Annotated in this window: 12 protein-coding genes; 2 read left to right on the top strand and 10 right to left on the bottom strand. The window is 67.8% G+C overall.

Translation table 11 applies throughout. The features are described from left to right. The 10 genes from PHR85_RS10870 to PHR85_RS10915 form a co-directional block, all read right to left on the bottom strand. Nucleotides 1-694, bottom strand: a 694-nt coding sequence (locus tag PHR85_RS10870; RefSeq protein ID WP_300054198.1) for an acyl-CoA dehydrogenase family protein, incomplete at its 3' end; no start/stop codon positions are given. 22 nt (nucleotides 695-716) lie between these two features. Then, on the bottom strand, nucleotides 717-1511 hold the full coding sequence (locus tag PHR85_RS10875) for an enoyl-CoA hydratase (RefSeq protein WP_300054291.1): 795 nt from the start codon (nucleotides 1509-1511) through the stop codon (nucleotides 717-719). 267 nt (nucleotides 1512-1778) lie between these two features. After that, nucleotides 1779-2777 (bottom strand): tripartite tricarboxylate transporter substrate binding protein, encoded by a 999-nt coding sequence (locus PHR85_RS10880; protein ID WP_300054201.1) that lies wholly within the window; start codon nucleotides 2775-2777, stop codon nucleotides 1779-1781. A 42-nt stretch (nucleotides 2778-2819) separates the two neighbouring features. Continuing rightward, nucleotides 2820-4469, bottom strand: coding sequence for a cyclohexanecarboxylate-CoA ligase (aliA, locus tag PHR85_RS10885; RefSeq protein WP_300054204.1), 1650 nt, complete (start codon nucleotides 4467-4469; stop codon nucleotides 2820-2822). A 50-nt stretch (nucleotides 4470-4519) separates the two neighbouring features. Continuing rightward, entirely contained in the window at nucleotides 4520-5683 is a 1164-nt protein-coding gene (aliB, locus tag PHR85_RS10890) for a cyclohexanecarboxyl-CoA dehydrogenase (RefSeq protein WP_300054207.1), read from the bottom strand. 65 nt (nucleotides 5684-5748) lie between these two features. Beyond that, nucleotides 5749-6753 carry a tripartite tricarboxylate transporter substrate binding protein gene (locus PHR85_RS10895; protein WP_300054209.1) on the bottom strand — a complete coding sequence of 335 codons (1005 nt, stop codon included), beginning with the start codon at nucleotides 6751-6753 and terminating at the stop codon, nucleotides 5749-5751. A gap of 30 nt (nucleotides 6754-6783) precedes the next feature. Further along, nucleotides 6784-8763 (bottom strand): AMP-binding protein, encoded by a 1980-nt coding sequence (locus PHR85_RS10900; protein ID WP_300054211.1) that lies wholly within the window; start codon nucleotides 8761-8763, stop codon nucleotides 6784-6786. A 22-nt stretch (nucleotides 8764-8785) separates the two neighbouring features. Then, complete coding sequence (gene badI, locus PHR85_RS10905) at nucleotides 8786-9568, bottom strand: 2-ketocyclohexanecarboxyl-CoA hydrolase (protein WP_300054214.1); 783 nt, start codon at nucleotides 9566-9568, stop codon at nucleotides 8786-8788. Nucleotides 9569-9605: 37 nt separating this feature from the next. Next, nucleotides 9606-10373, bottom strand: a complete 768-nt coding sequence (badH, locus tag PHR85_RS10910) for a 2-hydroxycyclohexanecarboxyl-CoA dehydrogenase (protein ID WP_300054217.1) — start codon at nucleotides 10371-10373, stop codon at nucleotides 9606-9608. Between the two features lie 365 nt (nucleotides 10374-10738). Next, complete coding sequence (locus PHR85_RS10915; RefSeq protein WP_300054292.1) at nucleotides 10739-11080, bottom strand: metalloregulator ArsR/SmtB family transcription factor; 342 nt, start codon at nucleotides 11078-11080, stop codon at nucleotides 10739-10741. A 129-nt stretch (nucleotides 11081-11209) separates the two neighbouring features. Between PHR85_RS10915 and PHR85_RS10920 the strand changes: the two genes are divergently transcribed. After that, nucleotides 11210-12292: an efflux RND transporter periplasmic adaptor subunit gene (locus PHR85_RS10920; protein ID WP_300054219.1), complete on the top strand. Its 1083-nt coding sequence runs from the start codon at nucleotides 11210-11212 to the stop codon at nucleotides 12290-12292. After that, nucleotides 12289-15510 (top strand): efflux RND transporter permease subunit, encoded by a 3222-nt coding sequence (locus tag PHR85_RS10925; RefSeq protein ID WP_300054221.1) that lies wholly within the window; start codon nucleotides 12289-12291, stop codon nucleotides 15508-15510. Before PHR85_RS10920 ends, PHR85_RS10925 begins: the two co-directional genes overlap by 4 nt. Nucleotides 15511-15527: the final 17 nt, after the last annotated feature.

The raw sequence follows: 15527 nt of genomic DNA on the forward strand, positions 1-15527 counted from the left end.
TGAAGCCCTGGCCCGGCACGCCGCCGATGATGTGGGACGCCGGCACGCGCACGTTCTCCAGGATCACGTCGCAGGTCTTGGTGCCGCGCTGGCCCATCTTCTTGTCGGTCTTGCCGAGCTTGATGCCGGGCAGGTCGGCCGGCACGATGAAGGACGAGACGCCACCCGCGCCCGGGCCGCCGGTGCGCGCCATCAGCGTGAAGGCGCCGGCGCGCGGCGCGTTGGTGATGTAGCGCTTGGTGCCATTGAGCACGTAATGGTCGCCATCGAGCTCGGCGCGGGTCTTGAGCGAGGCCGCGTCGGTGCCGGCGTCGGGCTCGGTCAGCGCGAACGACATGATCAGCTCGCCGCTGGCGACCTTGGGCAGGTACTCGGCCTTTTGCTCGGGCGTGCCATCCATCAGGATGCCTTGCGAGCCGATGCCGATGTTGGTGCCGAACACCGAGCGGAACGCCGTGGCGGTGCGGCCGAGTTCGTAGTTGACCAGCACTTCCTGGCTCACGGACAGGCCGATGCCGCCGTACTCCTCGGGCACGGTCAGGCCGAACAGGCCCATCTCCTTCATGTCCTCGATGATGTCGGCGGGCACCTCGTCGAATTCCTCGAGGTGGTTCTCGGCCGGCATCAGGCGCTCGCGGATGAAGCGCTGGATGGTCGGCAACAGGATGTCAAATGATTCTTGGTCGAGAGCCATGGTATTGCTTTTATGTTGAGGATTAACGGTTCTGGAAGGCCGGCTTGCGCTTCTCGAGGAAGGCCCGCATGCCCTCCTTGGCGTCGGCGCTGGCAAAGCGCGCGTACAACTCGCGCCGCTCGAACAGGATGCCCTCGGTCAGCGAGGACTCCCAGGCGCGGTTGACCGTCTCCTTGATGGCCATCAGACCCGGCAGCGAATAGCCGGCGATCTGCGTCGCCAGCGCCAGCGTGCGCTCGAGCAGCTCGGCGTCGGGCACCACGCGCGAGACCAGGCCGTAGCGGTCGGCTTCCTGCGCGTCGAGCATGCGTGCCGACAGGCACATGTCCATCGCCTTGGCCTTGCCGACGGCGCGCGGCAGGCGCTGGGTGCCGCCGGCGCCCGGCAGCATGGCCAGCTTGATCTCGGGCAGCGCGAACTTGGCGGATTCGGCCGCGATGATGATGTCGCAGGCCAGCGCGAGCTCGCAGCCGCCGCCCAGGGCGAAGCCCGCGACGGCCGCCAGCACCGGCTTGCGCACCTGGCGGATCGTCTCCCAGTTGCGCGTGATGAAGGCGTCCTGGTAGACATTCATGTAGGACCAGTCCGCCATCGCCGCGATGTCGGCGCCGGCCGCGAAGACCTTGTCGCCGCCGGTGATGACGATGGCGCCCACGCCGGGATCGGCATCGAAGGCCAGCAGCGCGGCGCCGAGCGCATCCATCAGCGCGTCATTGAGCGCGTTGAGCTGGGCTGGCCGGTTGAGCTTGATCAGCCCGACGCGGCCCTCGGTTGAAACCAGTATCGGCGTGTCTTTGACATCCTCACCGCCATCAATGGCAGCGATTCCTCCTGCGAGACGGCCATGCCCGGCCGCATCGGCTTGCACCGACTCATTCAGCAAAGCGCCTACCTCTCGGACTCCCATGCGGGACGGCGAATTACCGGGAATTTCCGTGCCGGGTTCCGACTGCCTAATGGCAAAAGAAGAATTCGGAACCGTCGTGGCGACGGTGGAAATTTTAGCAGAAGGAGTCTCACTAGACTTCGCCGTAAACGACGGGGCTTGCGCTCGTGAACTGGTCAATTTCTACTCCTGATTGTTTCAGTCGACGCTGATCTTGCTGTCGCGGATCACGGTCGAGAGCTGCTTGGCTTCCGTCGCCAGCAGTTTCTTGAACTCGGCGTTGTTGAGGCCGACGGGCTCGGCCCCCAGCGCCTCGTAACGGGTCTTGATGCCGGGCAGCGCCAGCGCCTTGCCGATCTCGTTGGCCATGCGCGTGGCGACCTCGGGCGGCGTGCCGTTGGGCGCCCACATGCCAAACCAGATGTCGAGCTCGGCGCCCTTCATGCCCAGTTCGGTCAGGGTCGGCACCTCCGGGAAGAAGGAGCTGCGCTTGGCGCCCGCGACCGCGAGCATGCGCGCCTTGCCGGCGCGCGCATGCGGGAACGAGATGCCCGGGTCCATCACGAAATCGGCCTGGCCGGCCAGCACGTCCTGCAGCGCGGGGGCCGCGCCACGGTAGGGAATGTGCACCGCGAAGAACTTGGCCGACTGCTTGAACAGCTCGCCGGCCAGGTGGGGCGGCGTGCCCGCGCCAGCCGAGGTGTAGGACAGCTTGGTCGGATTCTTCTGGGCAAAGGACACCAGCTCGCGCGCGTCCTTGAACGGCGACTGCTGGTTGACGACCACGTACATCTGGCTCTTGCCGACACCAGCGATCGGCGTCAGGTCCTTGGCCGGATTGATGGTCTGCTTGAACAGGAAGGGGTTGGCGGTCTCGAACGAGGTCGGCGCGACCAGGAAGGTATAGCCATCGGGCTGGGCGCGGATCACCTCGCTGGCCGCGACGTTGCCGCTGGCACCCGGCTTGTTGTCGATCAGCACGGTCTGGCCGAGCGCCTCGCTCAGCGAGGCCCCCATCGCGCGCGCCATCACGTCGGTGGTGCCGCCCGGGGCAAAGCCCACCACGATGCGGATCGGCTTGGCCGCGGGCCAGGCCTGCTGGGCCTGCGCGCCGCCGAGCGCGCCCAGCGTGCAAAGCGAGGCCACGGCGGTCTGGATCAGGCGGCGGCGGGCGTGGGAAGGTCGCTGGTTTTTCATCGTTGTCTCCTGTGATTTATATTGGTATGTAGATGAAACGCCTCAGGCCAGGGCGAACTGGCTCTTGAGCTGCTCGCGCAGCTTGAACTTCTGGATCTTGCCCGACGGCGTCGACGGCATGGTATCCAGGATTTCGAGCCGCTCGGGGATGTACTGCATCGTCATCTTGTTGCTCTTGAAGTAATCGACCAGGCCGGGCAGGTCCAGGCTCTGGCCGGGCTTGAGCACGACGACGGCGCAGGCGCGCTCGCCCATGCGCTCGTCGGGGTAGGAGATGATCGCGGCCTGCAGCACGGCCGGATGGCGATACAGCAGGTTCTCGATCTCGACCACCGGGATGTTCTCGCCACCGCGGATGATCACGTCCTTGCTGCGGCCGGTGATGCGGATATAGCCCTGCTCGTCGATGCGGGCCAGGTCGCCGGTGTCGAACCAGTCCTCGGCATCGGTGCCGTTCAGGTGCGGGCGCTTGAGGTAGCCACCGAAGTTGGAGCAGGCGCGCAGCATCAGGCTGCCGGGCTCTCCGGGCGGCAGCGAGTGGCCGTCGATGTCGACCACCTTGACTTCGACGCCGGGCAGCGGCACGCCGTCGGTGGTGAAGGCGCGCAAGTCGTCATCCTCGAGCAGCGTGGTCGTGACGGCGCCGTTCTCGGTCATGCCCCAGGCCGACACGATCTTGGTGCCGAGCACGGCGCGCGCCTGCTCGACCAGCGCGCTCGGGATCGGCGCGCCGGCGCACAGGAAGGTCTTGAGCGTGGGCACCGGGGTGGTGTCCTCGGCCACGATGCGCGTGAGGTCGGTCAGGAAGGGGGTCGAGGCCATGGTGAAGGTGACCTGCTCGTCGCGGATCACCTGGATCGCCTTCCTCGGCTCCCAGATGTCCTGCAGCACGGCGCTGGCCTTCAGCATGATCGGCATCATCAGGCCGTACATGAAGCCGGTCTGGTGCGCCATCGGCGACGCCATCAGCACCACGGTCTCGGCGTCCAGATGCAGGCGGCGGGCGTAGGGAATGATGTTGGCCATGGTGGTGTTGGCCGTGTGCATCACGCCCTTGGGCTCGCCGGTGGTGCCCGAGGTGTAGATCAGCTGGGTGACGTCGTCCGGACCCGGGCGGCTGGCGCTCAGGATCTCGGCCGCATCGGCTTCCTTTTCCCACTCGGGGCCGCTGAGCAGCGCCTCGAAGCTGTCGGGACCGCTGCCGTCGACGATCACCAGCTGCGCGATCTCGGGGATGCTGCGCTTGAGGCTGTTGGCCATCTGCTCGAAGTCGAAGCCACGGAACACCTTGGGCGTGATCAGCACCTTGGCCTGGCCGTGCTTGAGCATGAAGCCGAGCTCGCGCTCGCGAAAGATGTGCATCAGCGGATTGACCACCGCGCCGAGGCGCGAGCAAGCCAGGTAGGTCAGCGTGAACTGCCACCAGTTGGGCAGCTGGCAGGCCACGATGTCGTTCTTGCGCACGCCCAGGCGGTGCAGGCCGACGGCGACCCGGTCCGCCATCCGCGCCAGCTCGCGGTAGCTGAAGCGCTTGACATCGCCGGCGTCGACCCGGTGGGCGGTCAGCGCGAGCTTGGTCGGACAGGCCGCGACGCAGGCGTCGAGGTCGTCGTTGATGGTGCGGTCGTGCCAGAAGCCCTGCTCGATCATGCGGGCGCGGCGCGCGGGTAGCAGTACGGCGTCGAATTCCATGGTTGTCTCCTCTGTCTGTTCTTTGGTTTGTGGCTGTGGGGCTAGGGTGCTCAGGCCGGCACGAACTTGCGGCCGGCGCGCACGCGCGCGATGATGGTCTTCATGATCTGGGCCGTGCCGTCGCCGATCTGGAAGCCCAGCACGTCGCGCATGCGCTGCTCCATGACACCGCGGTCGTAGCCACCGTGGCCGTAGCACAGCAGGCACTGGTGGATCACGTCGTAGGCCAGCTTGGGGCCCCACCACTTGGCCATGCCGGCCTCGGCCGTGTGCGGCAGGCCACGGTCCTTGAGCCACAGGCCCTGGTAGCACAGCAGGCGGGCGCCTTCGACTTCGGTGTCGAACTGGGCCAGCGGATGGGTCACGCCCTGGAAGGCCGACAGCGGCTGGCCGAAGGCCTCGCGCTGGGTGATGTATTCCCAGGTCTCTTCCAGCGCCACGCGGGCCACGGCCAGCACCTGCAGGCCGATCAGCGCGCGCGAGAAGTCAAAGCCGTGCATGACCTGCACGAAGCCCTTGTTCTCGTCGCCCAGACGGTGGCTGACCGGCACGCGCACGTTCTCGAAGAAGATCGAGCCACGGCCGATGGCGCGCTGGCCATGGCAGTCGAAACGGTTGGTCGTGATGCCCGGGGTGTTCATCGGCACCATCAGCGCGGTGACGCCATGCGCCTTGTCTTCCGGCGTGCCGGTGCGGCCGAACACGACCGCGATGTCAGCCTGGTCGGCCGCCGAGATCGAGGTCTTCTCGCCGTTGATGACGTAGAAGTCGCCGTCGCGGTCGATCTTCAGGCGCAGGTTGGCCGCGTCCGAGCCGCCGCGCGGTTCGGTCAGCGCGATGGCGCAGATCGCCTCGCCCGCGATCAGCTTCTTGAGCCAGGGGCCGACGACTTCCGGGTTGCCGTACTTGGACAGGATCTGGCCGTTGAGCGAGGCCAGCAGGTTCAGGTAGGAGAAGCTCAGGTCGGCGCGGGCGATCTCCTCGTGGATCACGCCAGCGGCCACCGTGCCCATGCCCAGACCGCCGAACTCTTCCGGCAGTTCCGGGCAGATGAAGCCAAGCTCGCCCATCTCGCGCAGCAGGGCGCGGTCGAGCACGCGGGTCTGGTCACGCTCCAGGAAGCCGGGCTTGATGCGCTCCTCGGCAAAACGGCGGGCGGACTCCTGCAGCGCCTGCAGGTCTTCGTCGATATAGGGGATAGGGTTCTGGTTCATGGTTCAGGGCCTCGTACAGAATGAATGGAAGGGTTTACACGTAAGTCGGAGTCGCGCCAGGGCGTTCAGTCCACGGAGATCTTGCGTTCCTTGATCAGGGTCGAAAGCTGCTTGCCTTCGTCGGCCAGCAGCTTGCGGAAGGCGGCCGTCTCCAGCGGGGCGGGCTCGGCGCCCAGGTCGTTGTAGCGCTTCTTGAGCGCGGGCGAATTCAAGGCCTTGGCCACTTCCTGGGACAGGCGATCCATGATTTCGGCCGGCGGCTTGTTCGGCGCCCAGAGGCCAAACCAGATGTCCAGACCCGCGTTCTTGATGCCCAGGTCGGTGTAGGTGGGCGCATCCGGGAAGAAGGGTGACTTCCTGTCGCTGGCCACGGCCAGCAGCTTGACCTTGCCGGCCTTGATGTGCGGGAAGGCGATGCCCGGATCGAAGACGAAGTCGGCCTGGCCCGCCATCACGTCCTGCAGCGCGGGCGCGGAGCCGCGGTAGGGAATGTGCGTGATGAAGGTATGGGTGCTTTGCTTGAGCAACTCGCCGGCCAGATGCGGCGGCGTGCCGTTGCCGGAGGAGGCAAAGTTCAACTTGCCCGGGTTGGCCTTGGCCATGGCCACGAGCTGCTTGACATCCTTGACTTCCAGCGTGGGACGGGCCACCACGTACATCTGCATGCGGCCGATGCCCATCACCGGCGTCAGGTCGCGCGAGGGCATCACGTTGGACTTGAAGAGGAAGGGATTGACCGTCTCGACCGAGGTCGGCGCCACCAGGAAGGTGTAGCCATCCGGCGCGGCCCGGGCCACTTCGCTGACGCTGAGGTTGCCGCTGGCGCCGGGCCTGTTGTCGACGATGACCGTCTGACCCAGGGCCTCGCCGAGCGACTGCGCCAGCACGCGAGCCATCACGTCGGTGCCGCCACCGGCGGCGAATCCGACCACCAGGCGCACCGGCTTGGTCGGCCAGGCGGCCGTCTGGCTGGCCGCGGGCAGCGCGACCGCCGCCAAGGCGGCTGCCGTGCCGAGGGTCAGCAGACGGCGGGAGATGGAAACCGAACAAGGGCCGGACGAGGGAATCATGGCTGTCTCCTTATTCATGGGTCCTGCGGGTCACGCCTGGGCGTTCGCTGCCAGCGCCGCGCGGATGGCATCCACCGCTTCCGGGTTGACCAGCGTGCTCAGGTCGCCCAGCTCTTCTCCCAGCCAGGCGGATCGGACCACGCGGCGCATCATCTTCATGTTGCGGGTGCGGGGCAGGTCGTCCACCAGCAGCACCTGGGCCGGCTTGAACGCGCCCCCCAGTCCGGCGGTCACGGCACCCGACAGGCTCTTGACCGCGGTATCGAGGTCGATGCCCGGACGCGGGACGCAGACACAGACGATGGCGGTGCCCTTGACGGCATCGGGCACGCCGATCGCCGCGGCATCGACCAGCAGCCCGGTGTCCATCAGCAGTGCCTCGATCTCGGACGGTCCGGTGCGCTTGCCGGCGATCTTGAGCGTGTCGTCGGAGCGGCCATGCACATAGCACATGCCGTCGGCATCGCGGCTGGCGAAGTCGCCGTGCACCCACAGCTTGGGCAGGCGCGACCAGTAGCTGTCCAGGTAGCGCTCCCGGTCATGCCACAGGCCGCGCGTGAGTCCGATGCTGGGGCTGCGCATGACCAGCTCGCCGGTCACGCCGGGGCCGACCGTGACGCCTTCGGCATCGACGATGTCGGCGCCGGTGCCTGGCACCGGTCCGGCGAAAGCGCTGGGCTTGAGCGGGTGAATCACGGTACCGGTCAGGATGCCGCCGACCTCGGTACCACCAGAATAGTTGAGCAGCGGGACGCGCTTTTTCCCGATGGTCTCGAAGGTCCACCGCCACGCCTCGGGCGTCCAGGCCTCGCCGGTGGAGACGATGACACGCAAGGCGGACAGGTCGCGTTGCGCCAGCAGTTGCGGGTCGATCGACATCGAAAGGCGCGCCACCGTGGGCGCCAGGCCCAGATAGCTGACGCGGTGACGCTCGACCAGGCGCCACAGGCGGTCGGGTTGCGGGAAGTTGGGCGCGCCTTCGGCCAGCACCACGGTGGAGCCCACCAGCAGGCCGCCGAAGACAAGGATCGGTCCGACCAGCCAGCCCATGTCCGACATCCACAGGAAGCGGTCATCGGGCTTGAGGTCCATGCAGATCGACAGATCGAGCGCCGTCTTGACCGGGAAGCCGCAATGCGAGTGCACCACGCCCTTGGGCTTGCCGGTGGTGCCCGAGGTGAACATCAGCAGGAAGGGAGCGTCGGCGGGCATGGCTTGCGTCGGCACAAAGGTGTAATCCTCGGGCGCGCCGGCGACCAGCTCGGGCCACCAGTGGTCGCGCCGCTCTTCCCAGCCGTGCAGGGTAGCCAGGTGGTTCAGCACCACGACATGCTCCACGCTGGGACACTGCAGCAGCGCCTCGTCGGTGACGCTCTTGGCGCCCACCGGCTTGCCGCGGCGCAAGGAGCCGTCGACCGTGATCAGGGCCTTGGCCCGTCCATCGTTCAGGCGCTGCGCGATGGCGTCGGCGCCGAAGCCCGAGAACATGGGCAGCACGATGGCGCCGATCTTGGCCACGGCCAGCATGGCGGCCGCCGCCTGCGGCAGGTTGGGCAGGTACATGCCCACCACGTCGCCACGGCCCAGGCCCAGGCTGCGAAGGCCCCAGGCCAGGCGACAGGTCTCGCGGTCCAGATCGGCGAAGGTCCAGCGGGTCACCGTGCCGTCCTCGCCTTCCCAGACCAGCGCCTCCTGGGTGTAGCGCTCGGTGCCACGGCGGCGGTCCAGGCAGTTGAGCACCACGTTGGTGGTGCCGCCCACGCACCACTTGGCGAAGGGCAGCCCCGCGCTCAGGTCAAGCACCTGGTCATAGGGTCGCTCGAAGCGATAGTCGAGGAAGCGGATCAGCTCGTCGTTGAACCATGCGGGGTCGGCGCTGGCGCGCTCATTGAGCGCCTCGAAACTGTCAACCCCCAGCGCGCGCATGAAGCGGGTGAGGTTGGCGTTCTCCACCATGTCGTGGTCGGGCCACCACACTGCGCCGGACGGCTTGAGGTCATTGACTGGCATGAATCGCGCTCCGATCAGCTGATCACTTGAAGTACTTGCGGAACTCGGGCTTGCGCTTGTCCTTCAGCGCATTGACGCCTTCACGCGATTCATCGGTGTCGTAGTAGAGCTTGAGCGCGTACATGCCCAGGCCCGCGATGCCAGCCTGATGAGCCGTGTCCATGTTGAAGCTGCGCTTGGCGATCGCCAGCGCGGTCGGGCTGCGCTCGCACAGCTCCTCGCCCCACTTCTGCACTTCGGCGTCGAGCTGGTCGGCCGGCACGCAGATGTTGGCCAGGCCCATGGCGACCGCCTCGGCACCCGAGTAGCGCTTGCACATGTACCAGATCTCGCGCGCCTTCTTCTCGCCGACCACGCGGGCCAGGAAAGCGGTGCCGTAGCCCGGGTCGACCGAACCCATCTTGGGGCCGACCTGGCCGAAGATGGCCTTGTCCGAGCAGATGGTCATGTCGCAGATGGTGGCCAGCACGTTGCCGCCACCGATCGCGAAGCCCTGCACGCGGGCGATCACGGGCTTGGGGGTGTCGCGGATGGCGGCATGCAGCTCTTCCATCGGCAGGCCGATGGTGCCGCGGCCGTCGTAGTTGCCGTCGTGGGTCGACTGGTCGCCGCCGGTGCAGAAGGCACGGTCGCCGGCGCCGGTCAGCACGATGGCGCCGACATCGCGGTCGTAGCCGGCCTTGTACATGGCCTTGATGATCTCGTCGCAGGTGGTGCCACGGAAGGCATTCATCTTGTCAGCGCGGTTGATGATGATCCACGCCACGCCGTTGCGGACTTCGTACAGGATGTCTTCGAAATTCATGTGAGCTTCCTCGGGAGGGTATTCGTGAAAAGGGGGATCAGCCGTGCATCGTCAGGCCGCCGGACACGCTGATGACCTGGCCGGTGATGAAGGAAGCGTCGTCGCTGGCGAAGAAGGCGATGGCGCTGGCCAGATCGTCGGGCTGACCCAGGCGGCCCAGCGGGATCGCGCTGCGGAAGGCTTCGATCAGCTTGGCCGGATCGCGCGCGCCTTCGGCCACGCCCGCCAGCAAGGCGGTGTCGGTCGGGCCCGGGCAGACCACGTTGACGGTGATGTTGTGGCGGGCGTGCTCGCGCGCCAGGGTCTTGGACAGCGCCACCAGGCCACCCTTGCAGGCGGAGTAGACGGCTTCGCCGGAGGAGCCGCCGCGCGCGGCGTCGGAGGCGATGTTGACGATGCGGCCCGACTTGCGCTCGGACATGCCCGGCAGCACGGCGTGCAACATGTGCAGCGCGCCAGTCAGGTTGATCGCGATCAGGCGCTCCCACTCGGCCGGCACGGTCTTGACGAAGGGCTTGAAGACATCCCAGCCGGCGTTGTTGACCAGCACGTCGACCGGGCCCAGCTGGGCTTCGGTGGCCGCCACGGCGGCGTCGACCGCCACGCGGTCGGTGATGTCGCACTTGAACGCTGCTGCCTGGCCGCCGTTGGCGCGGATGTCGGCGGCGACCTTCTCGGCCGCTTCCAGGTTCATGTCGAACACGGCAACCTTGGCGCCCTCGGCAGCCAGGCGGCGGCAGGTCGCCCCACCGATGCCACCCGCGCCACCCGTCACGATCACTGTCTTGTCCTGTAGCTTGCTCATCATTGCTCCTTGTGCATCTGCGTTGAAGTCCGGGATTTACTCAAAACCACTTTAAGTAAACGTGTTGACACAGTTTATACAAAGGAGCGCCAAAGGAAAACGGTCATCGAGGAAAATTTCCTCATGGTTTACCCCTAATGCCCCTGAAAAACCAGTCACCCGGATATTCACTTGGCAGCAGCCAAATGGATATTTATGACAACTTGTTTGTATTTTTATCCTTCGGCGCCAGAAATCGGTCGCGCGCGGCCAAGCCTTGCCAGCCGGCGGCGCGGGCGCCAAGGTGGCAGTGGATGAGGCAAGCGGGAAGGCAGCCGCCAATGAGGCAGCGTGCCGGAGAGGGAGGAAGGCCGCTGGACGAGCCGTCAGTTCGCCTTGGCGACGAAGGGCGCCCGGCTGGCCGCCGAGCGCTGCAGCTGGCGCGCGATGTTGCCGCAGACCAGATCGCACAGCTGGTAGATGGACGGATCGGCGATGCGGTAGTAGACGCTGGTGCCGCGGCCCTGGCGCGCGACCAGTCCCTGCTTGCTCATCAGCGCCAGATGGCGCGAGATGTTGGCGGCCGTGAAGCCGCACAGCTGCGCGAGCTCGCCCACGTTGCGCTCGCCCCCGCGCAGCAGGTTCAGGATCTGCAGCCGGGTCGGCTCGGCCAGCACCTGGAAGTAGGCCGCGATCTCGACCAGCGCCTCGGCTGGCATGTGCTGCATCGCCGGATACCCGGCCGGATCGGGCAAGGCCACCGGATCTTCCACGGGGACGGGACTGTTGTGCATGATTCCATTGTATCATTGCATGATTAATCAATCAGTTAAATAATCAAACAAGAGGAGCCCAAGATGCAGCACATCCATCTGGTGACCCTGGTCAGCCTGGTCGCCCTCGCCCTGCCGGCGGCTGTCGGCGCGGCAGAGCGCCAACCACTGGCCACCGTGGCCGTGCAGCAGGCTGGCGATACGGCACTGACCAGCAGCCTGGACGGCGTGGTCGAGGCCGTGCGCCAGACCACGCTCTCGACCCAGGTGGCCGGCGCCATCGTCAGCCTGAACATCAAGGCCGGCGACCGCGTCAAGGCCGGCCAGGAACTGCTGCGCATCGACGCGCGCGCCGCCCAGCAGGGCGTGGCGGCCAGCGCCGCGCAGGTCGAAGCGGCGCGGGCCCAGCTCAAGGTCGCGAGCCAGGAACTGGCGCGCCAGAAGCAGCTGCATCAGAAGCAATATGTCAGCCAGGCCGCGCTCGAACGCGCGCAGGCGCAGTGGGAGGCCGCGCAGGCCCAGGTCAATGCATTGCAGGCCCAGACCCGGGCCGCGCAGACGCAATCGGGCTTCTTCGTGCTCAACGCGCCCTATGCGGGCGTGGTCAGCGCGGTCGCCATCACGCTGGGCGACATGGCCATGCCAGGCCGCCCGCTGCTGACGATGCACGACCCCGCCGCGCTGCGCGTGACGGCGGCGGTGCCGCAAGCGATGCTGCCCGCCCTGGCGGCCAACCTGCAGGCGGTGCGCTACGAACTGCCGGGCGTGACCGGCTTCTCAATGCCGCAACAGCCGGCCCGGGTCGAACTGCTGCCCACGGTCGATGCCGGGACCCACAGCGCGACGCTGCGGCTGAGCCTGCCGGCTGGCGGCAGCGAGGTCGCGCCCGGCCTGTTCGCCCGCGTCTGGCTGCCGGCCGCAGGCGCTGCCAAGGCCGGCGCCGAGCGCCTGTTCGTGCCGGCCGGCGCGGTCGCGCGGCGCGCCGAGCTGACCGGCGTCTATGTGGTCGACGCACAGGGCAAGCCCCATCTGCGCCAGGTCCGCCTCGGCCGCCAGAGCGGCGACCGGGTCGAGGTGCTCACGGGCCTGCGCGCCGGCGACCAGGTCGCGACCGATCCGCAGGCTGCGGCGGCCCTGCGCCGAGCCGGAACAGGGGAACATGAATGAGTGACAACAGAACCCTGAGCCTCTCGGGCCGGATCGCGGCCCTGTTCCAGCGCGCGCAGATCACGCCGCTGCTGGCGCTGGTCGCGCTGCTGCTGGGCCTCTTTGCCGTGCTGGTGACGCCGCGCGAGGAGGAACCGCAGATCAACGTCACCATGGCCAACGTGCTGGTGCCCTTCCCGGGCGCCTCGGTGCGCGACGTCGAGCAGATGGTCGCCATCCCGGCCGAGCAGGTGCTGTCGCGCATCGCGGGCATCGAACATGTGCTGTCGGTATCCCGCCCCGGCGTCGCGGTGCTGACGGTGCAGTTCAAGGTCGGCGTGCCGCGCTCGGAGGCCTTGGTGCGCCTGCACGACACCCTGCGCGACCACAGCGACTGGCTGCCGCCGGGCCTGGGCGTGCTGGAGCCGCTGGTCAAGCCCAAGGGCATCGACGACGTGCCGATCGTCACGCTCACCCTGTTCAGCAAGGAAGCCGGGACCGGCCCCTACGAGCTGGAGCGGGTCGCGCACAGCATGGAGGCCGACCTCAAGCGCGTGCCGGGCACGCAGGACGTGACGACGCTGGGCGGTCCCGGCCGCGCGGTGCGGGTGCAGATCGATCCCGGCCGCATGGCGGGCTCGGGTGTGACGGTGCAGGACCTGCGCCAGAGCCTGCAATCGGCCAACCTGGGGCTGCCGGTGGGCGAGCTGCTGGGCGGCAACCGCAGCGTCGCGATCGAGGCCGGTCCCTGGCTGGCCCACGCCGACGAGGTGGCCGAACTGGTGGTCGGCGTGCGCTCCGGCAAGCCGGTCTTCCTGCGCGATCTGGCCGAGGTCAGCGAAGGCCCGCTGCCCGCGTCGCGCTACGTCTGGCACGGCCTGAGCCAGGCCAAGGGTGGCGGCGAGTACCCGGCCGTGACGCTGGCGATCACCAAGAAGCCTGGCGAGAACGCGATCGACGTCGCCAACGCCGTCATGCAGCGGGTCCGGACGCTGCGCGGCAGCGTGATCCCCGACGCGGTCGAGGTCGCCGAGACCCGCAACTACGGCGCCAGCGCCAACGACAAGGCGCAGAAGCTGATCCAGAAGCTGCTGTTCGCCACCGCCTCGGTGGTGGCGCTGGTCTTCATCGCGCTGGGTCGGCGCGAGGCGGCCATTGTCGGCGCCGCCGTCATGCTGACGCTGACCGTGACGCTGTTCGCGTCCTGGGCCTGGGGCTTCACGCTGAACCGGGTCTCGCTGTTCGCGCTGATCTTCTCGATCGGCATCCTGGTCGATGACGCGATCGTGGTGGTCGAGAACATCCACCGCCACCAGCAGCTCCACCCCGGCAAGACCCTGACCGAGCTCATCCCGGGCGCGGTCGACGAGGTCGGTGGCCCGACCATCCTGGCCACCTTGACCGTGATCGCCGCGCTGCTGCCGATGGCCTTCGTCTCGGGCCTGATGGGCCCCTACATGAGCCCGATCCCGATCAACGCCAGCATGGGCATGCTGCTGTCGCTGGCGATCGCCTTCGTCGTCACGCCCTGGCTGGCCAGGCTGTGGATGAAGCCCTCGCACGGCAACGCGCAGGCGCACCAGGCCCCCACCGGCCTGGCGGCCAAGCTCGACCCGCTGTTTCAGCGGGCCTTCGAGCCGCTGCTGCACCCGATCCGGGGCCAGCGCAATCGCGGGCTGCTGGGCCTGGGCATCGCCGGCCTGGTCGCGCTGTCGGTGCTGCTGCCCGTCGTCGGACTGGTGCAGCTCAAGATGCTGCCGTTCGACAACAAGTCCGAGTTCCAGGTCGTGGTCGACATGCCGGCCGGCACCCCGCTGGAGGACACCGCCGCCGTGCTGCGCGAGCTCGGCGCCCACCTGGCGACCGTGCCCGAGGTCACCGACTACCAGGCCTACGCCGGCACCGCCGCGCCGATCAACTTCAACGGCCTGGTGCGCCAGTATTACCTGCGCGCCGGCGGCGAGTTCGGCGACCTGCAGGTGAATCTGGTCGACAAGCACCAGCGCGCCGACCAGAGCCACGCGATCGCGACCCGGCTGCGCCCCGAGCTGCAGGCCATCGGCCGACGCCTGGGCGCCAACGTCAAGCTGGTCGAGGTGCCGCCAGGCCCGCCGGTGCTGTCGCCGATCGTGGCCGAGATCTACGGCCCCGACGCCGAGGGCCGGCGCGCGGTCGCCAAGGCGGTGCGCGCGGTGTTCGAGCGCACCGACAACGTGGTCGACGTCGACGACAGCAGCATCGCGGACGCCCCGCGCCAGCTGCTGCTGGTCGACCGCCGCAAGGCCGCCCTGCTGGGCGTGCCGCAGGCGGCGATCGTCAGCACGCTGCGCGCCGGCCTGGCCGGCGAGGAAGTGACCTGGATGCACGACGGCAGCAAGTACCCGCTGCCCGCGCTGATCCAGCTGCCGCCCGAGCGCCATGGCGACCTGGATGCGCTGCTGCAACTCGCCGTGCGCGGCGCCTCCGGCCAGCTGGTGCCGATCCGCGAGCTGGTCACGGTCAGCGACACCCTGCGCGAGCAGCCCGTGATCCACAAGGACCTGCTGCCGGTCAACTTCGTGACGGCCGACATGGCCGGCCGGATCGACAGCCCGCTCTACGGCATGTTCCAGATGCGCGAGCGGATCGCCGCCATCCAGCCCCCCGCAGGCGGCCAACTGGCGGAATACTTCATCAGCCAGCCCGCGGATGCCTGGCGCGGCTACGCGATCAAGTGGGATGGCGAGTGGCAGATCACCTATGAGACCTTCCGCGACATGGGCGCGGCCTACGGCGTCGGCCTGATCCTGATCTACCTGCTGGTGGTGGCGCAGTTCGGCAGCTACCTGACGCCGCTGATCATCATGGCGCCGATCCCGCTGACCCTCATCGGCGTGATGCCGGGCCACGCGCTGCTGGGCGCGCAATACACCGCCACCTCGATGATCGGCATGATCGCGCTGGCGGGCATCATCGTGCGCAACTCCATCCTGCTGGTGGACTTCATCGAGCTGCAGGTCACCCAAGGGTTGCCCTTCAAGCAGGCGATCGTGCATTCGGCCATCACGCGGGCCCAGCCCATCATGCTGACCGGCCTGGCCGCGATGCTGGGTGCTTTCTTCATCCTCGACGACCCGATCTTCAACGGGCTGGCGATCTCGCTGATCTTCGGCATCCTGGTCTCGACCCTGCTGACGCTGATCGTGATCCCGACGCTCTACTACGCGGCCTACCGCCGCCAGCACGAGCCGGCCGCCTGAGCCCCAAGCCACCCCCT

The organism is Malikia sp., assembly GCF_028687635.1.
Classification (GTDB): Bacteria; Pseudomonadota; Gammaproteobacteria; order Burkholderiales; family Burkholderiaceae_C; genus Malikia.

Coding starts and splice junctions, on each gene's coding strand:
- PHR85_RS10880 (WP_300054201.1), bottom strand. CDS start 2,777: ATGAAAAACCAGCGACCTTCCCACGCCCGCCGCCGCCTGATCCAGACC.
- aliA (WP_300054204.1), bottom strand. CDS start 4,469: ATGGAATTCGACGCCGTACTGCTACCCGCGCGCCGCGCCCGCATGATC.
- aliB (WP_300054207.1), bottom strand. CDS start 5,683: ATGAACCAGAACCCTATCCCCTATATCGACGAAGACCTGCAGGCGCTG.
- PHR85_RS10895 (WP_300054209.1), bottom strand. CDS start 6,753: ATGATTCCCTCGTCCGGCCCTTGTTCGGTTTCCATCTCCCGCCGTCTG.
- PHR85_RS10900 (WP_300054211.1), bottom strand. CDS start 8,763: ATGCCAGTCAATGACCTCAAGCCGTCCGGCGCAGTGTGGTGGCCCGAC.
- badI (WP_300054214.1), bottom strand. CDS start 9,568: ATGAATTTCGAAGACATCCTGTACGAAGTCCGCAACGGCGTGGCGTGG.
- badH (WP_300054217.1), bottom strand. CDS start 10,373: ATGAGCAAGCTACAGGACAAGACAGTGATCGTGACGGGTGGCGCGGGT.
- PHR85_RS10915 (WP_300054292.1), bottom strand. CDS start 11,080: ATGCAGCACATGCCAGCCGAGGCGCTGGTCGAGATCGCGGCCTACTTC.
- PHR85_RS10920 (WP_300054219.1), top strand. CDS start 11,210: ATGCAGCACATCCATCTGGTGACCCTGGTCAGCCTGGTCGCCCTCGCC.
- PHR85_RS10925 (WP_300054221.1), top strand. CDS start 12,289: ATGAGTGACAACAGAACCCTGAGCCTCTCGGGCCGGATCGCGGCCCTG.